We start from the raw sequence: 23,054 nt of genomic DNA on the forward strand, positions 1-23,054 counted from the left end.
TCACTTCTCACCTCTCACTGTCTCAGGTCTAAACATTTTCAACCCTGCCCGCAGCAGCCCCAGCCACAGCACGGCCCCGGCGAAGCCGGCCAGTACGTCGGTGGCGTAGTGCACGTGCAGGTACACGCGGGTGAGGCCGATGAGCAAGGCCCACCCGACCAGGGCCGCGGCCCAGGCGGGGTGGTGGCCCCGGCGCCAGACGAGCCAGGCCAGGCAGCCGTACAGGCTCAGGCCAATCATGGCGTGGCCGCTGGGGAAGCTCAGGCCCAGCTGCTGCACAAGAGCCGAGCTGGGGCGCAGGCGGTGGAAGTAGGTTTTGAGCAGTTGGTTGAGCAGGGCCGCCCCGGCCACGGCCAGGAATACGGCCAGCGCGGCGCGGGCCGCGCCACGCCGCCGCAACCACCACGGCAGCACCAGCGCTGCCACAACCAAAAAGGGCAGGGAGGCAAAAAACGTTACTGCCTGCATTACGGCCGTGAGGCCGGGTACTGCGCGGCGCAGCGCATCCATCTGGGCAAAGGCCCAGGTGTCGAAAGCCACGGTGGGGGCGCCGAACACCACCCGCACCAAGTAGAAAAACAGGGCAAACGAGGCCAGAAACACACCGCCCAGCAGCAGGGCCTCCAAACTCAGCAGCTTCAGCGCCGCCACCACGCGGGCGGTTAGTTTTTTCATGAGACAACGAGGGCGCCGAGTTACGAAAGCTCGGCTTCGGCTTGTACGGCCCAGCTGAAGCAAGAGCAGCACCATACCGCACAACAAAAAAGCCGGTCCATTGCTGGACCGGCTTTTTTGTTGTGCGCTCGGAGAGACTCGAACTCTCACACCTTTCGGAACTGCCGCCTGAAGACAGCGCGTCTACCAATTTCGCCACAAGCGCATCTTATGTGTATCGCCTGACGCCGTAGTGAGTGTCGTTTGATGCTGCAAAGATAGACGCCTTTTCCGACGTATGTCAAGCTTTCAGGCAAAAAAACCCGCAAAAAGATTAGCATCGGAGGCCGAATGCGCGCTATACGGGCTGTTTTTCAGCTGCTTGCAGCTGGTCTTTGAAACGGTTTCTGACGCGCGTTTCCAGCTGCCGCAGCAGCGGAATGGCCACCAGCAGCCACACGGCCCCGGCCATGAAGCCGGCTAGCACGTCGGTGGCGTAGTGCACCCGCAGGTACACCCGCGTGAGGCCGATGAGTAGTATCAGCACGGCCAAGCTGGCCGTGAGTGCGTAGCGCAGGGCCGGCCGCTGCACGTGGGTCCAGGCCAGGTACATGAGCAGGCCGTAGAACGAGGCCGATATCATGGCGTGGCCGCTGGGGAAGCTCAGGCCGCTGGCCGAGGTGAGCGGCAGCAGTGGGCGGGGCCGCTGGTAGAACTGCTTCAGCAGCAGGTTGAGCGTGATGCTGCCCAGGGCCACCACCGGTACCAGCAGCGAGTACCAGCGGTGGCGGCGCCGGAGCAGAAAAACCAGGCTCAGCCCCAGTCCGGCGGCCGTAATAAAGTAGCGCGAGGCCAGAAACGTCAGGGCCTCTACCCATTGCTGCCGGCCGGGCCCCAGCAGCCGGCGCACCCAGCGAAAAGCTCCGGCGTCAAAGGAAGCGGCATCCTGGTCGAACACCTCCCGGCCCAGCGCCAGAAACGCCACTACGCCCAGCGTACCGAGCACCAGCGTAATGGCAAACTCCGTGGCAAAAAGGGTGAGGCCGGCCAGCAGCCGCCGAAACGTGGTGGTCATGTGGGCAATGCAACAGACGAAGGCAACGGGTGCCCCGCGAGGTAGCCTGTACGGGAAATAAGCCAGGCCGATGAAAGGGAAGCTGGCCGTGACGAGTATAAAGCAATATGCAGGAAAATAGCCGGTCCTGCTGCGCTAACCGAGGCATCCTTACCGCGTCATCAGAGCTGTTCGATGAAACGCTAAAACTGCTTTGGCTAGTGCAGCAGGACGTTCTGGCCGTAGAAAATTTCTGGGCAGCTTCAAAGACAATGTTTGATGTTACACCCCCGCTTATGAACGGCACCCATTCCCGGCCAAGCCCCCGGCAGCCTGCCGCCTTGGGCCGCGACGCAGGCTTTGATGCAGTAGCTGGCTGGTACGATGCGCTGGCGGCGCTGGTGTTTGGCCGGAGCCTGCGCCGGGCTCAGCAGACGGCGCTGGACGCAGGCTTGCCGGCCGGGGCGCCGCGGGTGCTGATTATCGGAGGCGGCACGGGCTGGGTGCTGGGCCAGGTGCTGCGCCGGCACCCGGCGGCCCGCATTCTGTATCTGGAAGCTTCGGCCGGTATGCTGGGGCGGAGCCGGGCCTGGCTCCGCCGCCACCTGCCGCAGCACGAAGCGCAGGTAGAGTTTCGGCTGGGGACGGAGCAGGACCTGGCAGGCTACGGGCAGTTTGATGCGGTAGTGGCTTTTTTCTTTTTTGACTTGTTTACCGCCGCCCGGCTGCGCCAGCTGCTGGCGCAGCTGCACGCCACGCTGCTGCCCGGCGCGGCCTGGCTAGTAGCCGATTTTGGCACGCCCGGCCGCTGGTGGCACCGGTGGCTGTTGGCGCTGATGTACTGGTTTTTCCGCCACACCGCCGGTATCGAGGCCCGGCGGCGCCCTCCCATCGAAGCCGGGCTGTTACGCCTGGGCCTGCGGCCCGCTCCGGCAGGCACCTTTTTTGGGGGCCTGGTAGAGGCCGTGGTGTGGCGGTAGTGCAGCCATCTGCCGGGCTTATCTTGCGGCGCCTTTTCACTTTTTCCATTAGTATGTCTCGAACGTTTACGGTCTTCTTTTTACTGCTTGGTGGCTTATTGGTAGGTGGTTCGCGGGCTGGACTAGCGCAGTACCGCTGGCAGCCGGCCCGCCTCGTACTTCGGGCGGCGCCCACCGATACGCTAGCGGCCTGGGCCCGCTACTACGCCGGGCAGGTAGAGGTGCTGCCGGCCGCCGGCGGCTCCCGGCGCTCCGTGCTGCTTCCGGACCTGGTATTGTGGCAGACAGCGGCCGGGGCCGTGTACGAACCCACTCCGGCCCGGCTGGCTCGCCATACCCCGGCGCCGGTTGTGCAAAAGCTGGTCGGCGGCCCGGCTTCGCTGTTTATCGACGAAAGCAGCTCTCAGCAGCGCTACCTGGTGCTGACGGCTGACTCCGGCTACGCGCTGCCGCGCAACAACTACTTGCAGCAGCTGCACTACGCTTTACCCGGCTGTCCGGCTACTTCGCCCGACTCCCTGGAGGCTGGGGCCCGGCGCCTCCGCTACACCGGCCGCAGCCTTGCGCCCCTGGTAGCCCGCTACGGAAAATGCCGCCCGCCCGCCAGCCCGGTGCAGGTGCTGGAGCCGCGCAGCGGCGCCCGGCTTCAGCTGGGCCTTTGGGCTGGGGCGCAGCACATTCAGCTACGGTACGCCTACTCGGGTCTGCTGCAAGACACCCGATTTGCCAACCGCACCGGGCCCACGGCGGGCCTGCTGGCCCGGCTGACGTTCAATGAGCGGCTTTATTTTCAACCGGAGCTTACCTACGTTTCCCTGCAAGGCCAGGGCAGCTCCGCTCTGCCAACGGGCACCACGGCGTTCAGCCGCACCACTACTTCGGCGCTGAAGCGCCAGATGCTGCTAGGCAACCTGCTGGCGCGCTTTCACTTCGGGGTGCCGGCGGGCCGCAGGGTGCGCCCGGTGCTGCTGGCTGGTGCCGCCGCCGGCTACGCCCTGGCGTCTCACCTCACCATCAGCACCACCACGCGGTTTGCCGATGGGCGCTCCGTGGAAGTCAGTGAGCCAGCCACTGCCGCGCCGTGGGCTGGCGGCTACGTGCTGGGCACAGGCGTTGAGCTGCCCCTGCTTCGGCGCCGCCCCACGCTGGAGCTGCGCTACCAGGCTGTTACGGTAGCCACCAGCGGCTTGGTGGAGCGGCCACTCCAGGCGCGCTTGCTGCAGTTTCAGGCCAGCTGGTACTGGTAGCAGCCTTCGTGCAGTCGGCCCGCGAATTTGCCGTAGGTTAGGGCCTTCGTATCGAAATCCACTTCCTGCTTTTCCTCTATGAACCTGCGGAACTCCGCTGCTTCCCTCCTGCTGGCGTTGCCGCTGGCGTTTAGCCAGCCGGCCCAGGGCCAGGCGCCCGTGCGCTACCAGGTGGCTTTTCCCAATGCCGTGCACCACGAGGCGCGCATTACCGTCACGTTTGCCGACCTGCCAGCCGGGCCCCTGCGCGTGCGCATGGCTCGCTCCTCGCCCGGCCGCTACGCCCTGCACGAGTTTGCCAAAAACGTGTACGATGTGCAAGCCACCAACTCGAAAGGCCAGCCGCTGACTGTGAGCCGCCCCGACCCCTACGGCTGGGACGTGCCCCGCCACGACGGCACCGTGCGCTTCAGCTACACCCTGTTCGGCGACCGGACCGATGGCACCTACGCCGGTATCGACGCCCGCCACGCCCACCTGAACATCCCGGCCACGCTGGCCTACGCCGAAGGCCTGGAACAGCGCCCGGCCGAGGTGAAGTTTGACTTACCCGCGGGCTGGTCGGCCGCTACCCAGCTGCAACCCGCCGCGGGCGGCACCTACACCGCCCCACACCTGCAGTACCTCATGGACTCGCCTACTTCGCTGGGCCCGCAGCAGGTACGCACCTGGCAGCAGGATGGGCAAACCATTGAGCTGGCCGTGCTCCACGACGGCACCCTGGCCCAGCTGGACGCCTACGCCGAGCAAGCCAAGAAAGTGGTGCGCGAAGCCGCCGCCATCTTCGAGGGCCTGCCGAAGTTCGACTTCGGGCGCTACACTTTTGTGGCCAATTACCTGCCCCAGACCAGCGGCGACGGTATGGAGCACCGCAACTCCACCAGCCTCACCAGCAACCGCCCCCTGGGTGGCTCCGGCGCCCTCGACAACCTGGGCACCGTGGCCCACGAGTTCTTCCACGCCTACAACGTGGAGCGCATTCGTCCGCGCGACCTGGAACCGTTTGATTTTCAGCGGGCCAACATGAGCAACAGCTTGTGGTTTGCAGAAGGCTTCACGCAGTACTACGGCGACTTGCTGCTGCGCCGCTCGGGCGCCTACACCGACGCGCAGTACTGCCAGGAGGCCGTGGGGCCGCTGGTAAATGCCCTGCTCAACTCGCCGGGAGCTGCGCGCTACTCGCCGGTGCACATGAGCCAGCAGGCACCCTTCGTGGATGCCGCCGCCGCCATTGACCCCAGCAACCGCGCCAACACCTACCTCAGCTACTATTACATCGGCGGGGCCAACGCCCTGGCCCTGGACCTGCTGCTCCGCCAGCAGTTCAAGACCACCCTGGATGCCTACATGCGGGCCGTGTGGCAGCAGCACGGGCAGGCCCAGCAGAACTACGCCCCCGCCCGCCCCTACACCCTGCCCGACTTGCAGCACGTGCTGGGCGAAGTAGTCAAGGACACGGCCTTTGCGGGGCGCTTCTTCCGCAACCATATCTACGGCCACCAGCTGCCCAAATTTGAGGAGCTGCTACGCCCGGCCGGCTTGGTGGTGCGCCGCGCCCGCGCCGAGCAGGCCAGTCTGGTAGCCCGCCTCTCCTTCAACCCCGACGGCTCGGCCACGCTGGGCAGCACCCTCATCGGCAGCCCGCTCTACCAGGCCGGCCTCGACCGAGAAGACGTGCTGCTCAAACTCGGCGGCAAGCCGCTCAAGGATGCCAAGGAGCTGGAGAAGCTACTGGCCAAGCGCAAGCCCGGCGAGGTGGTGCCCATAGAGTTTCGCACCCGCGACGGGGTACGCACCGTGCCCGTTACGCTACAGGAAGACCCTACCCTGGAAGTAGTGCCCGCCCCAACGGCCACCCCGGAGCAGCTAGCTTTCCGCAAGGCCTGGCTGGATAGTAAGGCCGGGCAGTAGCACCGTAGAGACGCATTATTGCGTCTTGTTGCCGGATGGTTTATTACGGCGGCTGTACCAACCACATGAAGCCAAACGCCCCGCTCAACAGCTGTTGAGCGGGGCGTTTGGCTGTTGGGGTATCGTTCTACCGCCGGCGGCCGAAGAAGCGGAGCAGGTAGAGGAACAGATTAATGAAGTCGAGGTAGAGGGTGAGGGCGCCCAGCACGGCGGCTTTGCGGTCGGTGCTTTCGTCTTCGAGACCGAGGAAGGCCAGGGTTTTCACCTTCTGGGTGTCGTAGGCGGTGAGGGCCACGAACAGCAGCACGCCCACAAATGACGTAATCCAGTACAGAGTGGAGCTAGCCAAAAACATATTCACCACCGAGGCCAGGATTAGGCCAATCACCCCCATAAAGAGCAGGTTGCCCCAGCGCGACAAGTCGGTGCCGGTGAAGTAACCATAAAGGCTCATTACTCCAAACGTGCCGGCGGTGATGAAGAAGGTGGAGGCAATGGACTCGGCCGTGTACAGCAGGAAGATGATGCCCAGCGTGAGGCCGTTGAGCAGGGCATAGCCCATGAAGACGCCAGTGGTGGTTCCGGCCGACCACTCCAGGCCTTTGCCGGAGAGGAAACCCACCGTTACTACCTGCGCCAGCAGCAGCCCCAGAAACACCCAGCGGCTGCCGAATAGCAGCTCCTGCATCGTAGCGGAGCTGCCCACCCACAAGGCTACGGCCCCGCTCAGGGCCAGAGCGGCAGCCATCCAACCGTACACGCGCGTCATAAACCGTCCCGTCACCCGCGAGGCTTCTTCGGGCGTGAGCGTCAGCTGGGGTTGTTGGTACGGGGTTTCTTCAGAGGTAAATTGTTCCATGATGGATGAAAATAGGAAGTGAAATGTGCAGGCAAAATACTGCTTTGCGGCAGTTTACGCATGGGCACCAGTAAGGTGTTTCCAGCCCCACCCCAACCCCTCTCCTGTTGGGAGGGGCTCTAACTTTTAGCTGACGTTCTATGGTTTATCAACCACCCCTAACCCCTTCTCAGATGAGGAGGGGAATTAGCCTCTAGTTCTAAAAACTAGTTCCCCCTCTCTTTTGGAGAGGGGGCTAGGGGGTGAGGTCCGGCACTGTACCTTTACACCCCATGCCGAAAGACCGACGCCTGCTGCTGATTTACACGATTATTCTGCTTGACGTGCTGGTGGGCTCGGCGGTGGGGCCAGTGATGCCGGAGTTTGTGCGGGGGCTGGCGCAGCCCCAGCTGTGGCTGTCAGTGGGGGCGGGCGTGTTTCTGGGGGTGCAGCTGTTTTCGGCGCCGGTGCTGGGCAAGCTGTCGGACGGCTACGGGCGGCGGCCCATCCTAATTTTTTCGGCCGTGGGCACGCTGCTGGCCAACGTGCTGCTGCTGCCAGTGCGGGCCAGTCTGTACTTCGTCAACCGGGTATCGGATGGGCTGACCAACGGCATGTACGCCACCATGCGCTCGGCCATCACCGACTTGTCGCCCAAGGACGAGCTGTTCAAGAACCTGGGCATCGAAGGCGCCATCATTTCGCTGGCTTTCGTGCTGGGCCCGATGGCGGCCGGGGTGCTGCTCACGGTGCTCGACGTGCCCCCGGCTCAGCAGGCCTCCTACGTGGTAGGGCTGGGCGTGACGCTGGCCGCCCTCAACGTGGGGCTGAGCATGCTCTTGCGCGAAACCCACACCCAGCCTACCGGAGTGCGCGGGGCCGAGCTGCGGGCCGAGCTGGGCCGCGCCCTCAACCTGTTGACGCTCTGGGCCCGCCTGCGCGCCAAAGACGGGCCCGGCCGAGGCCTGCGCGGCATCGTGCTCACGCAGGTGGCCCTTACGCTCAGCACCGGCTACTACTTCTACTTCGTGCCCTTCGTGAGCGTGGGTGAGCTGGGCATGGACGCCCGCGCCATTTCCTACTTCTTTATGTACTTCGGGGCCCTGAGCGTGGGGCTCAACTACGTGTTCTACACCTATTTGGCCGACCGAATCAACCAGCGCCGGGCTATTGTGTGGCTGGCAGCCCTGGGCGTGCCAGTGCTGGCCGCCTACGGCCTGATTGGCTCCTCCCGCCCCGCCCTCTACGTGCTCGTCACCCTCGACTGCTTCACGCTTTCCCTTATCCAGGGTCTGCTGGAAGGCCTGCTGGCCCAGCGCACCACCGAGGAAGACCGGGGTGAGATTTTCGGGCTCAACCAGGCATTTCAGGGCCTGGCCAGCTTCATCAGCACCCTCGTGTTTGGGGTTTTGTCGATTATTGATCTGCGCCTGCCCTGGGCGTGGTTTGCCCTGTGTCTGGCCGCGGTGGCGTGGCTGGCCGGGCGGAACGATGAGGTGATGGGGTGACTGGTAAGGAGGTGAGACGGACGGGGTTGCGGAGCTTGGTCACGCGTTGCAATGCTCGGCTTAGCGGGGCAGTTCCTGGAGTGGCACCGGAAACGACGTGAACAGGCCCGCCCGCAGCGGGTGCACCTGGCTTGTCCTGCTTGCGTAGCTCTTTGGCGCTGGTGTTTCACTGGTTGGCCTTTGTCCTGCTGGCTCAGCACGCGCCGCTACAGCGTGCCCGCCAGCCGCGCGTACAGCCGCCAGCCCAGCCACAGCAGCCCGCACCCGATGCCCAGACCCAGCATGCGGCGGCCGTGGCGGCGGTCCTCCTCCGCAAAGCTGGGTACGCGGCGGCCGTCGGGCAGGGTTTTGTGGTGGGAGCTGAGGTGCCAGCCAATCAGAATGCCCAGCACCCCGCCCAGCAAAGCCAGGACGTAGCCGATGCTCACCCACACCCGCTGCCGGGGCTCGGGGCGGGCTAGCTCGCGCAGGCGCTGCTGGTGCAGCAGGGCCAGCACCCCATCCGACACGTCGTGGCCGCGCTGGTGGAGCAGCTCCTGGCCAAGGGCTACATCGAAGGCGCTCCACTCGTCGGGACGAGCCAGCACGTCGAGCAGCTCGTTATCGGTGAACGTGCGCAGGTAGTGGTCGGGCGGGGCGGCGGCCGTGAGCTGGCGGCTGGCTTCTTCCTCCAGGGCCCGCGCTTTTTCAAAATCGTCGGGCCGCACCAGCACCAGGAAGCGGCGGCTAGTGGGGTTGTGGGCAAACGTTACGTCGAAGTCAGGCCGCTCCCAGCGGGCCTCGTGTGGAATTTGGTGCTGGTCCAGCAGCTCCCGCAGTGGCTGCGCCACGGCGGGGTCGGGAAACGTCTGGTAGGCAAGGTAGTCGTCGGGCATAGAAGTAAAAGTAAGTGGAACGCCCTGGCCGACTACTGGCCCACGGATGACACGGGGCACTGCCCCGCGCCATCAATGGCACGGCCCGGCACTATCAGCCGGCAGCAGGGTTTGCGTATCTTGTGAACCGAACGTGGCGGCTTCGCCTTCTTACCGTATGCTTCGACTTTCTCTTGTATGCGCGGGCCTGTTGCTGGCCGGCACGGCAGCGGCGCAGGTTCCGGCTGCTCCGGCGGCGCCTTCGGGGCGCGTGGGACTTACGCCTTCGTACAGCTTGTCGGCCGGGGCGGTGTTTGCGGGGCGGCTGGGCACGGCCAGCTACGTCAGTCCCTCGGCTTCCTGGCAGCTCGGCCGCCGCTTTTCCGTGTTTGGGGGCGTTACGTACCTGCGCACCATGCCGGGCGTGGCCTTTGCATCAACCATGAGTGTAGATGTGAGGCAGACCTCCCGCGCCACCCACCATTACCTGCTCTACGGCGGCGGGCAGTACGCCGTGTCGCCGCGCCTGCTGCTGACGGGCACTGCCTGGAAGGACCTGTCTCCCGCTTCTTCGCTGCGCGTGAATCCGTACGCCGGCTTCGGCGGCAACCTGGGCTCCGGCATGAGCCTGCGCGCCGACTATCATATCACCGAAAATTTCTCCGTCTCGGGTGGGGTGCGGGTCAGCAACGGCACCCCGGCGTATCCTGACGGATACTTTCCGTGGCGTTAATTTCATGCCGACTGACGCCCTAACCAGGTTTGTTCATCCCACCTCTATCCCGGAGGATGTTGCGCATCAAGCGGCGTAGGACAGAGGTCGATTGAACAGTTATTCTTTTAGCTGCTCAGCCCCAAGCACCTCCACGCCGCGGGTGCGGAGGCGCTGGAAGTTCTTGGGCAAATCGAGGTCCTGGTCCACGATGATGCGCTTGAGCTGCACGCCGGCTGCCACGTGGGTGCGGCCCAGCAGCACGCAATCGTCGAGGGTAGCGCCGGCTTCTACGGTTACGTCGGGGCCGAGCACGCAGCGCCGCACGGTGCCGGCCACCCGGCAGCCCGGCGCCACTAGGCTGTTTTCTACCACAGCACCTCGCTCAATGCGGGCCGGGGGCCGGGGCAGGGTGAGCGTGTAGAGCGGCCAGTCGGGCTGGGCCAGGTCCACGCCGCGCCCGGCCAGCAGGTCGAGGTGGGCGTTAAGATAGGCTTCGGGCAGGCCTACGTCGCGCCAGTACCCCCGGAAGCGGTAGGCGTACGCCTGGCCTTCTTCCACCAAAGCCGGCAGCAGGTGGTGGCCGAAGTCTTCCAAGTCGTCCTGCTCCCGCTCCAGGCGTTCCAGGGTGCGCACCAGCGTGGGCACGTCGTACACGAACACCTCGGTGGTAATATCGTCGGAGACAGGTTTTTCGGGCTTGTACACAAAGTTCTTTACCCGGTCGTTGGCCTCCAGCACCACGTTGCCGAAGCGGGTGGCGTCCTCGCGCGGGGGTACGGTGGTCGTCACCATCGTAATGCTGGCCTTGCGCCGAAGGTGGGCCTCCACCACGTCGGCCAGGTTGAGGGTGTAGAGGTGGTCGGCCGACAGCACCACCAGCACATCGGGAGCGTAGTCTTTGAGGAGGGGCAGCTGCTTGTAGATGGCGTCGGCGTTGCCGCTGGCGAAGCCGCCTTCCTCGGCCTCGGGGCCGCCGGTGTAGGGCGGCAGCACCCGCAGGCCGCCGTAGGTGCGGTCCAGGTCCCAGGGCCGGCCGTTGCTCAGGTGGTCGTTGAGGGTGTGCAGCTCGTATTCTTCCAGCACCCACACATCGAAGATGCCCGAGTTGACGCAGTTCGACAAAGCAAAGTCGATGAGCTTGTAGGTGCCGGCGAAAGGCAGGGCGGGCTTGGCGCGGTGCTCCGTGAGCGGCCCCATGCGGGAGCCTTTGCCGCCGGCCAGCACCAGGGCCAGCACTTTCTTGCCAAACAGCCGCGTGCCGCGCGCCTGGGTGAGGGTGGGTGTTCTATCCATGCGTAGTCTGGTGAGAATGCCGGGCCCGTTGCACAGCAACAGCCAGGAATGCCACTTCTACGGCAGAAAATCCCAGAACGATTAGGAGGAGCTATGCGCGGCGCCTAGGCGCTGTAAACAACAAACACAAAGGCCGTCCTTCGGTTCGACTACGGCTCCGCCTTCGCTCAGCAGGACGGCCTTTTTAGGCGATTTTACCAACTGCCCACGCACCCTAGTACGAAATGCCCAGCGCGCCCCGGTCTACGTAGTAAAACTGGCTGCTGCCGCCGCTGCCGCCCGTCCAGGTGCTCAGGTTGAAGGTGCCCGTGCCGGCGGTGGTACCCGGAATTTTGTAGACCCGCACGGCCTGGCGGCTGCGGTACCAGTCGAGGCTTCGGCCACTGACGCAGGTTTCGGGGGTGCTGGCGCTGCCGTTCTGGGTCAGGAAAAACGCCGTGCCGCTGCCGAACACCTTGCCCGTGCCGTTGGGCTCGATGCACACGGCCGTGGCCTCATCTACCCCAATGCCCCGGCCCACTACGCCGTGGTCCTTGCTCAGGCGGGCCAGAAACGTGGTGATGCGCCCGCGCCGGTCGGGGTTGTTGAAGTGGGTGTCCGTCACCACGTTGGTGAGGTAGGGGTTGCTCAGGAAGTCGTTGCGGCCCAGGGTGAGCTTGCTGTTGTAGGGGTTGCGCAGGGCCTCGTCGGAGGTAATGGTGCCGTTGACGGCCGAGAAGTACACGGCGCCCTGAATAGCGCAGCCCGCCGAGGTGCCCCCGATGGGCGCCTGCTTGGTGTTGCGCAGGTAGTTGAGGGCATCTTCTACCTTGGTGTCCTTCCAGAAGTTGACGTAGTTAGCTTGGTCGCCGCCGGCAATGAACACGGCCTCGGCCCCACGGATTTTGGCTTCCACCTGCGGGTCGTTGGCCAGGGTGCGGGAGTTGATGAGCAGGGTTTCGCAGGAGTTGACCCCACCCAGCCCGTAGATGTAGGCGTTGTAGGCATCGGTGCCGGAGGCGCGCAGCACCAGGAAGTCGCCCCCGCCCGACTTGGCTATCATCCAGCGGATGGCTTCGTCTACGTCGGGGCCGCCGCCCATGAGCACGGTGCCACCGGCCGTGGTGCGGGCCACGTCGGCCGCGTCTCCCGCCAGGCCCAGGGAGCCGGTGGCGTTTTGGGTCTGGGTGGCGCGGGGCGCAGGGGCGCTGTTTTCTTGTTGGCAGGCGGCTAGGGCGACGACCAGAGCCAGAAAGTAGGGTTTGGTAGACATGTGATTGTGGTAGGAAGTGTGCTGGAAGATAAGTAGATGTGGCCTGACCTTGGGCGGGGCCGTGCTTTGGGTATTCTACTGTCAGGTTCCCGCAGAGGACGCAGAAGGGTACGCAGAAGACGCAGAACGTTCAGCGCCCTCCGCGCAGCCTTCTGCGTCCTCTGCGGGAACCAACGCCAGCACGGCCCAAACTAAAGCTCAGGCCACATTCCGTACTTTGCCTTTCTATGCCGACCACGCCCCACTTCGCCCGCAATCCGCAACTCTCCACCATCAAACCTAAGTACCCCGGCAACAAGATGATAGGCCGGGAGTACTGCAATGGCGAAGAGCTGTATGAGCCCACGTTCAAGACGGTCATCAAGTGGCAGCTGAGTGAGAATCCGCAGAAGAAAGAGAAGAAGGCCGACACCTGGGCTCCGGCCGTGGTGGACTGCACCGAGTTCCTGCAAAGCCAGGAAGACGGCTTGGTGTGGCTGGGGCACGCCTCGTTTCTGCTGCGGGTAGCCGGCGTCACCATCCTCACCGACCCGGTGCTGTTCTCATCGGTGGGTTTGCGCCACCGCCACGCCCTGCCCTGCCGCCCCCAGGACCTCACCGGCCTCGACCTGCTCCTGCTCAGCCACGGCCACCGCGACCATCTCGACGAGCAGTCCGTCCGGCTGCTGGCCCGCCATAATCCGCAGCTGCGGGCGTTTGGGCCCCTGGGCATGGCCGGGCTGGTGCGCGGCTGGGCCCCTACCCTGCCGGTGCAGGAGGCCGGCTGGTGGCAGCAGTTCGACCTGGGCCCCGACGCGCCGTTTGAGCTGTTCTTCCTGCCTGCCTCGCACTGGCACCGCCGCGGCCTCCGCGACCTGAACACCGTGCTCTGGGGCTCCTTCCTGCTGCGCCTGCCCGACGGCCGCACCCTCTACTTCGCCGGCGACACGTCCATGGCCGACCATTTCGAGCTGATTGAGCAGCAATTCGGCCCGTTGGATATCGTGCTCATGCCCATCGGGGCCTACAAGCCGGCGTTTATGATGCAGCTCAGCCACGTGAACCCCCACGAAGCGGCTAAAGCGGCCAATATCCTGCGCGCCGGCCACGTGATACCCATGCACTACGGCACCTTCGACCTTTCGGACGAGCCGGCCTCGGAGCCCCTGCGGGAGCTGGAAATGGTAGCCCACGGCGGTATGCTGCGCGGCGAGCTGCACGCCCCCGCCGTGGGTGAGGTGCTGCGCTGGCAGGACTGGGAGTAGGTGCTGGTTTTTGGTGGGTGGTTTATGGTTTTTGGTTGGTGGTGGGTGGCTGGTAGTGCGGTGGGGTAGTCGTAGATTTGACCTTTCATCATTCCGGATACTGGCCGCTGCCCCCTTTTACATAACCACCCGCCAAAAACCGATAACCAAGAACCACCCATCAACAACCAGTACATGTCTCCCACCCTCGTGCTTAGCCTGATTGCGGGCTACTTCGTCGTTCTTATCATTATTGCCCTGCTTACCTCGCGCAAGGCTACCAGCGAGTCGTTCTTTGTGGCCAACCGCAATGCCCCATGGTATATGGTGGCGTTTGCCATGATTGGCACCTCGTTGTCGGGAGTCACGTTTGTGTCGGTGCCGGGGCAGGTACTTACGGGGCAGTGGAGCTACCTGGCGCTGGTGTTCGGGTACGTGGCCGGCTACGCCGTCATTGGCACGGTGCTGCTGCCCTTGTACTACCGGCTCAATCTGGTCAGCATCTACACGTATCTGGAGCAGCGCTTCGGGTTTTGGAGCTACAAAACGGGGGCTGCTTTCTTTCTGCTGAGCCGGGCCATCGGGGCGGCGTTCCGGCTGTTTCTGGTGGCGGGCGTGTTGCAGCTGCTGGTGTTCGAGAAAATGGGCGTGCCGTTTGCCGTTACCGTCACGGTCAGCATCCTGCTCATCTACCTCTACACCTTCCGCGGGGGGCTGAAAACCATTCTCTGGACCGACACCTTCCAAACCCTGGCCATGCTCTTGTGCGTGGTGGTCAGCATCGGGCTGATTGGGCGGGAGCTGAACCTGGGCTGGGCCGGGCTGGTGCAGACCGTGCGCGACAGTCCCCTGTCCGAAACGTTCTTTTTCGACGACCCCAACAGCAAAAAGTACTTCTGGAAGCAGTTTGCGGCCGGCATGTTCATTACCATCACCATGACCGGCCTTGACCAGGACCTCATGCAGAAAAACCTGAGCTGCCGCAGCCTCCGGGATGCCCAGAAAAATATGTTCTGGTTTACGCTCACGCTGGTTTTCGTCAACATCCTGTTTCTGAGCCTGGGCGTGCTGCTCTACAAGTACGCCGACGTAAAAGGCCTGGCCCTGGACCAGCTGCCGGAGCTGCTCAACCTCAAGGGCAAGCTCGATACCGACAAGGTGTTTCCCTACCTGGCTACCAGTCACTTCAGCTTGTTTGCGGGCGTGGTGTTTGTGCTGGGTATCATTGCCGTCACGTACGCCTCCGCCGACTCGGCCCTCACGGCCCTCACCACCTCCTTCTGCGTCGATTTTCTGGGCATTTCGCGCTACCCGGAGGCCCAGCAGAAATCCATGCGCCAGCTCACCCACCTGGCCTTTACGGCGGTGCTCATCGTTATCATCCTCATCTTCCGGGCCCTCAACGACCAGAACGTGGTGTCGGCCGTGTTCGATGCGGCGGGCTACACCTACGGGCCGTTGCTGGGCCTCTACGCCTTCGGCCTCTACACCCAGCGCCGCCCCGAAGACCGGTGGGTACCCATCGTCTGCGTATTGTCGCCGGTGCTGACCTGGGTGCTGGTACGCAACGCCGGCGTGTGGTTCAACGGCTACGAAATCGGCTTTGAGAAGCTGATCTACAACGGCTTGCTGACGTTCCTGGGGCTGTGGGCGGTTTCGCAGCGCGTCCCCAAGCCGGAATTGAACCCCGTGGCGTAAGGGTTGTTAAGGGGAAGTCGGCGTACATTTGCCGCCGCGCACCGTACCGCTGACTGTAGCTGCGCTGGCCTTCGGTTGTAGTTGGCGGCGCTATAGTCAGCGCTACTTCTTCCCCACCCTATGAAACAGCTTTTCTCCCTCCTCATCCTCAGCATTCTGGCCTCGGCAGCCTACGCCCAGCAGGCCGGTACGCCCGCCGCTAAGGCGCCCATCGAGCTACAGCCCGGCCGTATGCAGGCCCAGGCCCGCCCCGCCGCCAACCGCCCCGATGCGCCCCCGCAGTTTCCGGGCGGCGCCGCGGCTCTGAGCAGCTTTTTGCAGCAGCAGCTAAAGTATCCGGAGGCGGCGCGCGTCAAGCAAATCAGCGGCGACGTGGTGATGACCTTCACGGTGGAAGCCGACGGCCACCTCACCAACCCCTCGGTGGTGCAGCCCCTCTCGCCGGAGTGCGACACCGAGGCCCTGCGGGTGCTGGGCCTGATGCCGGCCTGGAAACCCGCCACCCGCAAAGGCCAGCCCGTGGCCGTGCAGGTGCGCCTGCCCATTCCCTTCGGCAACTCCCAAAGCCTGAAAGTAGAACAGGGCAAGCCGAAGTTTGAGTGATTTTTTAGACATGAGACAGTGAGAAGTAAGAGGTGAGACTACGTTCTAGCGGCGCTGGCGTCAGAACATAGTCTCACCTCTCACCTCTCACTGTCTCACTTCTACCCCTAGAATGGCCCGAAGTGGACTGAATACTCGGGGCCCCGTCGCAACGCCGGAGCCCGCCAAAAAACGATTAACCAAAGAGGATTTTCGGCGCGGGCTGAGGATTTTTCGCTACGTGCTGCCCTACCGGGGCAAGTTTGTGGTGGGCCTGCTGCTGCTGGCCCTCAGCAGCGCCACGTTTATGGCGTTTCCGTGGATTGCGGGCAAGCTCGTGGACGTGGCCAACGGCACGCCAGTGCGCCTGCCCGGCAGCGGGGCGCTCAGCATCAACCAGATTGCCCTGGCCCTGTTCGGGGTGATTGTGCTGCAAGGGCTGTTTTCCTTCGGCCGCATCTGGTTTTTCACCCAGGTCAGCGAGTTTACGGTCCGCGACATCCGGCGCGACTTATACCGGCAGTTTGTGCAGCTGCCCATTCCCTTCTTCGAGAAAAACCGCGTGGGCGAAATCACCTCCCGCATCACCTCCGACGTGGGCCAGATTCAGGATACGTTTTCGCTGACCCTGGCCGAGCTGTTCCGGCAGGTGGTGACGCTGCTGGCCAGCGTGGTGTTTATCATGGTGGCCTCCGTGAAGCTGTCCTTGTTTATGCTGGCCACGTTTCCGGGCCTGGTCATTCTGGCCCTCATCTTCGGGAAGCGCATCCGGAAGGCCGCCCGCACCACCCAGGACGAGCTAGCCCGCACCAACGTCATCGTGGAGGAAACCTTGCAGGCCATCAACAACGTGAAGGCCTTCACCAACGAGCTGTTTGAGGTGGCCCGCTACAACGACGGCCTCACGCGCACGGTGCAGGCGGCCTTGCGCAGCAACCTCTACCGCGGGGCCTTCGTGTCGTTTCTGATTATCGGGCTGTTTGGGGGCATTATCCTGGTGCTATGGCGCGGGGCTACACTGGTGCAGCTCGGCGACCTGACCATCGGGCAGTTCATGTCGTTTATCCTGTACACCACCTTCATCGGGGCTTCGGTGGCGGGCCTGGGCGAGATGTACAGCAAAGTGCAAAGCACCCTGGGCGCGTCGGAGCGGATTCTGGAGATTCTGGAGGAGCCTACCGAGCCCACGCACCGTCCCCGCCTGGCGGGCCGGGCGCCCCTGCACGTGCGCGGCGACATCGACTACCGCCACGTGGCCTTCCGCTACCCCACCCGCCCCGACCTGGCCGTGCTCCAGGACATTACCTTCGACATTCAGGCCGGCGAGAAAATTGCGCTGGTAGGGCCGTCGGGGGCCGGTAAAAGCACCATCGTGCAGCTGCTCATGCAGTATTATGAGCTGAGCGGCGGGCAGATTCTGGTGGATGGTCACCAGATTCAGCAGTACGACTTGACGGAGCTGCGCCGCCACATCGGCATTGTGCCGCAGGAAACCATTCTGTTTGGGGGCACCATCCGCGAGAATATTGCCTACGGCAAAACCGACGCCACCGACGAGGAAATCACGCAGGCGGCCCGCAAGGCCAACGCCTGGCAGTTCATCAGCTCCTTCCCCGAGGGCCTCGGCACGGTGGTGGGTGAGCGGGGCATCAAGCTCTCAGGCGGGCAGCGCCAGCGCGTGGCCATTGCCCGCGCCATCCTGAAAAACCCCGCCATCCTCATCCTCGACGAAGCCACGTCTTCCCTCGACTCCGAAAGCGAAAAGCTGGTGCAGCAGGCCATGGACGAACTGATGGAAGGCCGCACCAGCATCATCATTGCCCACCGCCTCAGCACCATCCGCAAAGCCGACAAAATCCTGGTCATCGACGGGGGCCGCATCGTGGAACAAGGCACCCACGAGGAGCTAGCCCACAACGACAACGGCCTGTACGCCAATCTGCTGCGGTTGCAGTTTGAGTTGAGTTAAGAGTGTAAGCCTTTGATGCGCGAAAGGGCGAAGCGCGGTGCTTTGCCCTTTTTTATCAGCTACTACAAGGCTCGAAATCTGTATTATTGCGGCTATGCAGCCAATTATACTTTCAGACGTTCACCTCTCTCTGCAAGAATTTCAACAACTTAACCAGCAGGCTATACTACGGCGACGGTGGTGGGTATTTCTACTACCTGTTGTGTATCCGGTTTATAATTTTTGGGCTGAAATTGACTTTTCAGATTTATCCTCAATAATTCCATTGGTTATCCTCATTCTGATTTATGCGGTGATAGTAGTTATCGTACTACGTAGGCAGTCTAAACGTCAGTATACAGCTACACCGCTTTTCCAACAGTCTACCACCTACACGCTTGCTGACGCTGGAGTGACAGTAATTAATTCATTACAGCATTCTACTCTGGCCTGGAGTGTGTTCAAGGGTGTTCGGAGAATGGGTCGTTGGTATATTTTGGTTAGCGAAAATCAACAAGGGCTTCTTCTGGATTCTGCGCGCATACAATTGCCTGCAACTGAAGCCGATTTATTAAATGCTTTTCAACAGCGTGGACTTCGTTTATTATAAACTATGACGGTCATCAAAATACCTCTGGTACAAATATCTTTTAGCCAGTATTTATTGACTTCGCTACGGTTTGTGTTTCGAGTGCAGCCCTTATTGCTGATTGGCCTGTTCCCTTTTTTCTCGGTGACTGGCACAGTGGTAGTTGGTTTGTTAGGGGGCTCCGTTTCAGTAACCACTATGTTTCGCGAAGCGCCCTTTCAATTAGTTGCGGCGGCTTTTTTTGCCTTAATTCCAGTTCTAATGGTGTGGAGCATGTGGCGCCAGTACCGCGCCAGCACATTTCTGCACGAAGCACCTACTTACACACTAAGCTCCGAAGGTATTGCTGTTCAGTCAGCCTCTTACTCAACAGAGCTGGCATGGCCAGCTGTAACCCGCGCCCATCGGTTTGGCGCTTGGCTACTTCTTCAGACTTCACAGAACACGGCCTTTTTCCTGGACCTGCGCCGGGTTGAGGCTCCAGCTACTGCCGAGGACGTACTAACTTTATTGCAGCGAGAAGCAGTTCAAGTAGTCTAAGCCTCAAGCTTCATGAGCTGCTTCTGTTGCCTCACTGATTTTTGAATTATTGAGCTTCCTGCTTTGCCTGCCTCCCTCCGCCTCCCCCAAGTCCAGCTTACCCTCCATGACTACATGGTGCTGAATTACCGTTTGTGGCAGGCGCGGCCCGGCACGCGGCGCACCTTTTGGCTGCTGGGGGCGGCGGGCCTGCTGCTGGCTGTGAGCGTGGGGCTGGATGTGGCCCGGCACGGCAGCATCCGCAACTGGAGCACCGTGGCGTTTCTGGGCGTGGCGGCGCTGTACGCGTTGTTTCGGCAGCAGCTGACGCGCTACCTGCTGCGGCGGGGCTTCACCGCCCATCAGCCCATCGACTACACCCTGACTGCCACAGAAATTGGGTTGCAAAGCACCCAAGGGCAGGTGCGTACGCCGTGGGCCCGAGTAGCGCGGGCCGTGTGGGTAGCGCCGGATTGGCTGCTGCTATTTCCGCAGGCCCCGGCCGGCGCCTGCTACTACCTCGACCTGCGCCGCCTGGAGGCCCCAGCCACTGCCGCGGCGGTAGAGCAGTTAGTGAGCCAGCACGAGGTGCCGCAGCAGCGACTGTAGCGGGCTGTTTCCCTGTTTTCGAGCCGATGTGTTGCTTGCTACTGGCTTTGTGGCGGCTGGTGGCGGCAACATCGGGCCGCTCACATCACTGAGGAAGCAAAAGGTGCGGCAGGCGCGGCGCCGGCCCGCTGGGCGTTGGTGCTTAGTAGGCTTTCGGGCAGCAGGCTACGTGGCCTACAACGCCTCTGGCTTCCCGGACTTTTTCTGTCAGGCCGGGTAGCCGTAGCCCTTGCCTCTAGCCGGCGGGAAACGGCCATGAGACCGGAGAAAAAAATAGGTGGCAGCGCGTGCCGGTTTACGCTGGAAACTTTACGCTTCACGGGTGGCGGTACGCTCTACCGAAAGCACCGAGTTACGGGGTAACTTCGCCACGCCGCTGGCATAGTTGGGCGAAAGTGGTGGCTGATTTATTATAAAGCTATGTACTTTCACCTTCTCAACAGACCCAATCTGAACCAGACGCACCGGCAGCCACCCCTGACAACGCCCTCCTGAGATGCCGATTTTCTCACAACAGGACTGTCTTGCCGGATATGATACGGGTGGTAGAAAGCAGTTGCGGCGGATTGTTCCCGTTTCGGTGTTTTGAGCCTCCGTGGCGGCAAACAAATGGCAGTACAGGTTATCTGGCAGATTTCTTTTTTTCTTCTTCCGCTTCCCACTCTTCCCCACTATTTACATGAGACACAGCTACTTACTAGCTATTTTCTTCCTATTGCTGAATCTGGTGCCATTGCCTGGCCGAGGTCAAACCCCGGAAGCCGGGTCCCAGGTGGTGTCGGGCACGGTGCTCACCGATGACGATGAGCCGCTGCCGGGTGCTACCATCTTTCTGGAAGGCACCTTTATTGGCACCAGTACCGACCAGAACGGCCGCTTTTCGCTTACCGTGCCGCAGTTCAGCCCGCCCGTTACGGTGGTGGTGTCGTTTGTGGGATACAGCACCCGCGAAGTGACGCTCCAGGCCCCGCAAACCGACCTACAGGTGGTGCTGGAGCCCAGCCCGGCCCAGCTCAACGAAGTGGTGGTGGCGGCCTCGCGCATCGAGGAAACCATTCTGCGGGCCCCCGTCACGATTGAGAAGATTTCGGCCCAGCAGATTCAGAAGATTGCCACGCCCGAAATCCTGGGCGGTCTGGGCCAGTACAAGGGCATCGACGTGAATTCGGCCTCCATGCTGTTCACCAGCATCAGCACGCGCGGCTTCAATACAGCCAAGTCGGAGCGCGTGATTCAGCTCTACGACTACGCCGACATGCAGCTGCCCTCGCTGAGCCTGAGCCCCGGCAACATGGTGGGCATCCCGGAGCTGGACATGGAAAGTATTGAGGTAGTGCACGGCCCGTCGTCGGCTTTGTACGGTTCCAACGCCCTGAACGGGGTCATTCTGTTCAACTCCAAAGACCCGTTCACCTACACCGGCCTGTCGGCGCGGGTGCGGGGCGGGCAGCGCAGCTACCTCGACGCGCAGGTGCGCTACGCCCAGCAGCTGGGCCCGCGGATAGCCTTCAAAGTCATCGGCTCCTACCTCACGGCCCGCGAGTGGATTGCCCAGGACTACGGCAGCGTCAGCTCCTCAGCCAACCAGCGCGGCTCCCTACTGGGCTACAATGCTGTGAACCGCTACGGCGAGCAGAGCGTTGGTCTTCCTGGTCCGCCCCGGTTTCCGCAGCTACCCATTACGGGCAAACGTCTTTACGTGCCCGGTTACACTGAAGCCGAGCTGCTGGCCGACGACGACCATACCACCTTGTACCGCCTGATGGGCACGATGGCGTTTCTGCTGCGCAACGACCTGAAGCTAAGCCTCGATGCTAAGCGGGCCGTGGGCTCGGCCACCTACCAGAACCTGAGCCGCTTCCGCATGCACGATTTCGGCACCAACCAGTATAAGGTGGAGCTGAAGAGCAGCCGGGGCTTTCTGCGGGCTTACTCCACGCAGGATTTCAGCGGTGACACCTACGAGCTGGAGTCGCTGGGTAAGTGGATTCAGACGGCCAACGCTGGGCTGGGCGGCAACCAAAGCACCCAGACCTACGCCGATTACTACGCCAATACCTGGTACAATACTTACCGCACCCAATATCAGCAGAACGGGGGCTCCGACGTCAGTGCCCAGGACGCGGCGTACCGGGCGGCCCAGGCCGTGCACCTACCGGCTTCGGACCCCAGGTTTCGGGAGCTGCGCGCCAAATTCATCCAGGACGACAACCTGCGCCAAGGCTCCCGCATCCGCTTCAACTCTATTCTGAACGACGCCAGCGGGCAGTATGAGGCGCGGCTACTGCCGGGCTCCAGCCTGGTGCTGGGCGGGGCGTACCGCGAGTACCGCCTGGGCTCCGGAGGCAAGTACTTCGCCGACCAGGATAAGCGCCTGCGCAACTACGAGGTGGGCGGCTACGCCCAGCTCAGCCAAACCCTGCTGGAAGAGCGCCTGAAGCTGGCCGTGGCCGGCCGCCTCGACCTGTTTCAGAATTTCGACGCGGCGTTTTCGCCCCGCGCCTCGGCGGTGTACTCGGCCGGCCGCAGCAAGCAGCACAACTTTCGTGCTTCCTTTGGGCGTGCCTACCGCCAGCCGGCCCAGCCCGAGCAGTACTTCGGCGCCGACCTGGGCAACTACTACGTGTCGGGCAACGTGGGCAAGGGCTTTGCCGGCTACAACTTCTTCTACAACGGCCGGCCGCTGACGGAGCGCAATTTCTTCGACCCCAACCGCATCCAGCTAAGCGCCAACGCCGCCAACCACGCGGTGGAGGTGAAGCCCTTGCAGCTGGAGCGGGTGCGCACCTGGGAGGTAGGCTACCGCGGCCTGGTACTGCCCAAGCTCTACCTCGACGTTAACGCGTTTATGAGCCGCTACCAGGACTTTATCGGGTCTACCTCGCTGCTGAGCAACCTGGATGGCACGCGCCCCAGCCCCGAGCAGCTCACCAACCTCGACAACTTCAACAGTGGCTACCGCCTGGCCGGCGCCCAGACCCGCTTCGTGTACCTGTGGACCAACAGCACCCAGCCCGTCGAGACGCGTGGCGCGGCCTTGGGCCTGAACTACTACCTGACCAAGCCGGTTGCCCTGAGCTTCAACTACAGCTACAACGAGCTGGACCGGAAAGGGCTGCCCGACAACTTCCGCACGTTCTTCAACACGCCCAAGCACAAGTACAACCTGGGAGCCAGCGGCACGCCCATGCGCAACCTGAGCTACGCCGTCAACTACCGCTGGGTGCAGGGCCACTTCCAGGAAATGCCCTTTGCTGCCGGCGACGTGCCCACCTACTCCACCTTCGACGCCCAGGTAGATTACCAGGTGCCTTCCCTGTATACCACCTTTCAGGCCGGGGTGTCCAATCTGTTCAATTCCAACAACGTGCAGGTGTACGGCGGCCCCCGCATCGGCCGGCTGGCCTTTGTGGGCGTGCAGGTCGATTTGCAGTAGCCCTTCTTTTGGATGCCGCCAGCCCGGACGGCGTGCTTAACGCCCGATACTAAAGCTATTGGCAGAGGAGCCCGTAAAAGAAAACTGCCGCTGTGCGGCAGTTTTCGCTATTTTTACCCAACAATAACCCCTTCCACACCCTTT

19 protein-coding genes and 1 tRNA gene are annotated in these 23,054 nt (G+C 62.8%); 13 read left to right on the forward strand and 7 right to left on the reverse strand.

Annotated features, from left to right (window positions below; all coding sequences use genetic code 11):
* The 3 genes from OIS53_RS09360 to OIS53_RS09370 all read right to left on the reverse strand — a co-directional run bounded on the left by OIS53_RS09360 (position 1) and on the right by OIS53_RS09370 (position 1,729).
* Entirely contained in the window at positions 1-675 is a 675-nt protein-coding gene (locus OIS53_RS09360; protein WP_264682137.1) for a phosphatase PAP2 family protein, read from the reverse strand.
* Positions 676-798: 123 nt separating this feature from the next.
* Positions 799-880, reverse strand: a tRNA-Leu gene (locus OIS53_RS09365).
* A 132-nt stretch (positions 881-1,012) separates the two neighbouring features.
* Positions 1,013-1,729 carry a phosphatase PAP2 family protein gene (locus tag OIS53_RS09370; protein WP_264682138.1) on the reverse strand — a complete coding sequence of 239 codons (717 nt, stop codon included), beginning with the start codon at positions 1,727-1,729 and terminating at the stop codon, positions 1,013-1,015.
* A gap of 275 nt (positions 1,730-2,004) precedes the next feature.
* On the opposite strand from OIS53_RS09370, the gene OIS53_RS09375 reads away from it, so the two are divergent.
* The 3 genes from OIS53_RS09375 (at position 2,005) to OIS53_RS09385 (ending at position 5,846) form a co-directional block, all read left to right on the forward strand.
* Entirely contained in the window at positions 2,005-2,688 is a 684-nt protein-coding gene (locus OIS53_RS09375) for a class I SAM-dependent methyltransferase (RefSeq protein WP_264682139.1), read from the forward strand.
* A 53-nt stretch (positions 2,689-2,741) separates the two neighbouring features.
* Positions 2,742-3,935 (forward strand): porin family protein, encoded by a 1,194-nt coding sequence (locus OIS53_RS09380; RefSeq protein WP_264682140.1) that lies wholly within the window; start codon positions 2,742-2,744, stop codon positions 3,933-3,935.
* A gap of 78 nt (positions 3,936-4,013) precedes the next feature.
* On the forward strand, positions 4,014-5,846 hold the full coding sequence (locus OIS53_RS09385; RefSeq protein ID WP_264682141.1) for a M61 family metallopeptidase: 1,833 nt from the start codon (positions 4,014-4,016) through the stop codon (positions 5,844-5,846).
* Positions 5,847-5,973: 127 nt separating this feature from the next.
* On the opposite strand, the gene OIS53_RS09390 is transcribed toward OIS53_RS09385, so the two are convergent.
* On the reverse strand, positions 5,974-6,705 hold the full coding sequence (locus OIS53_RS09390; protein ID WP_413775184.1) for a Bax inhibitor-1/YccA family protein: 732 nt from the start codon (positions 6,703-6,705) through the stop codon (positions 5,974-5,976).
* 272 nt (positions 6,706-6,977) lie between these two features.
* Here OIS53_RS09390 and OIS53_RS09395 point away from each other — a divergent pair, with 272 nt between their 5' ends.
* Complete coding sequence (locus OIS53_RS09395) at positions 6,978-8,192, forward strand: MFS transporter (protein WP_264682142.1); 1,215 nt, start codon at positions 6,978-6,980, stop codon at positions 8,190-8,192.
* 206 nt (positions 8,193-8,398) lie between these two features.
* Here OIS53_RS09395 and OIS53_RS09400 read toward each other — a convergent pair whose 3' ends face one another.
* Complete coding sequence (locus OIS53_RS09400; protein WP_264682143.1) at positions 8,399-9,067, reverse strand: hypothetical protein; 669 nt, start codon at positions 9,065-9,067, stop codon at positions 8,399-8,401.
* 157 nt (positions 9,068-9,224) lie between these two features.
* On the opposite strand from OIS53_RS09400, the gene OIS53_RS09405 reads away from it, so the two are divergent.
* A complete protein-coding gene (locus OIS53_RS09405; protein WP_264682144.1) occupies positions 9,225-9,779 on the forward strand; it encodes a hypothetical protein in 555 nt (184 codons plus the stop codon).
* A 99-nt stretch (positions 9,780-9,878) separates the two neighbouring features.
* On the opposite strand, the gene OIS53_RS09410 is transcribed toward OIS53_RS09405, so the two are convergent.
* Together OIS53_RS09410 and OIS53_RS09415 are read right to left on the reverse strand one after the other, a co-directional pair.
* A complete protein-coding gene (locus OIS53_RS09410; RefSeq protein WP_264682145.1) occupies positions 9,879-11,054 on the reverse strand; it encodes a glucose-1-phosphate adenylyltransferase family protein in 1,176 nt (391 codons plus the stop codon).
* A gap of 214 nt (positions 11,055-11,268) precedes the next feature.
* Positions 11,269-12,306, reverse strand: a complete 1,038-nt coding sequence (locus OIS53_RS09415; RefSeq protein ID WP_264682146.1) for a cyanophycinase — start codon at positions 12,304-12,306, stop codon at positions 11,269-11,271.
* 227 nt (positions 12,307-12,533) lie between these two features.
* Here OIS53_RS09415 and OIS53_RS09420 point away from each other — a divergent pair, with 227 nt between their 5' ends.
* The 8 genes from OIS53_RS09420 (at position 12,534) to OIS53_RS09455 (ending at position 22,910) form a co-directional block, all read left to right on the forward strand.
* Positions 12,534-13,550 carry an MBL fold metallo-hydrolase gene (locus tag OIS53_RS09420; RefSeq protein WP_264682147.1) on the forward strand — a complete coding sequence of 339 codons (1,017 nt, stop codon included), beginning with the start codon at positions 12,534-12,536 and terminating at the stop codon, positions 13,548-13,550.
* A gap of 174 nt (positions 13,551-13,724) precedes the next feature.
* The gene (locus tag OIS53_RS09425) at positions 13,725-15,227 is read left to right on the forward strand and encodes a sodium:solute symporter (protein WP_264682148.1); all 1,503 of its coding nucleotides are present in this window, start codon (positions 13,725-13,727) and stop codon (positions 15,225-15,227) included.
* Between the two features lie 120 nt (positions 15,228-15,347).
* Positions 15,348-15,830 (forward strand): energy transducer TonB, encoded by a 483-nt coding sequence (locus OIS53_RS09430; RefSeq protein WP_264682149.1) that lies wholly within the window; start codon positions 15,348-15,350, stop codon positions 15,828-15,830.
* A 112-nt stretch (positions 15,831-15,942) separates the two neighbouring features.
* Positions 15,943-17,778 carry an ABC transporter ATP-binding protein gene (locus OIS53_RS09435; protein WP_264682150.1) on the forward strand — a complete coding sequence of 612 codons (1,836 nt, stop codon included), beginning with the start codon at positions 15,943-15,945 and terminating at the stop codon, positions 17,776-17,778.
* A gap of 94 nt (positions 17,779-17,872) precedes the next feature.
* A complete protein-coding gene (locus OIS53_RS09440; RefSeq protein ID WP_264682151.1) occupies positions 17,873-18,367 on the forward strand; it encodes a hypothetical protein in 495 nt (164 codons plus the stop codon).
* A 3-nt stretch (positions 18,368-18,370) separates the two neighbouring features.
* Complete coding sequence (locus OIS53_RS09445) at positions 18,371-18,886, forward strand: YcxB family protein (protein ID WP_264682152.1); 516 nt, start codon at positions 18,371-18,373, stop codon at positions 18,884-18,886.
* Between the two features lie 114 nt (positions 18,887-19,000).
* A complete protein-coding gene (locus tag OIS53_RS09450) occupies positions 19,001-19,474 on the forward strand; it encodes a hypothetical protein (RefSeq protein WP_264682153.1) in 474 nt (157 codons plus the stop codon).
* Between the two features lie 679 nt (positions 19,475-20,153).
* Positions 20,154-22,910 (forward strand): TonB-dependent receptor, encoded by a 2,757-nt coding sequence (locus tag OIS53_RS09455; protein ID WP_264682154.1) that lies wholly within the window; start codon positions 20,154-20,156, stop codon positions 22,908-22,910.
* Positions 22,911-23,054: the final 144 nt, after the last annotated feature.

Origin of the sequence: Hymenobacter sp. YIM 151500-1 (assembly GCF_025979885.1) — a bacterium.
In the GTDB taxonomy this organism is placed as follows: domain Bacteria; phylum Bacteroidota; class Bacteroidia; order Cytophagales; family Hymenobacteraceae; genus Hymenobacter.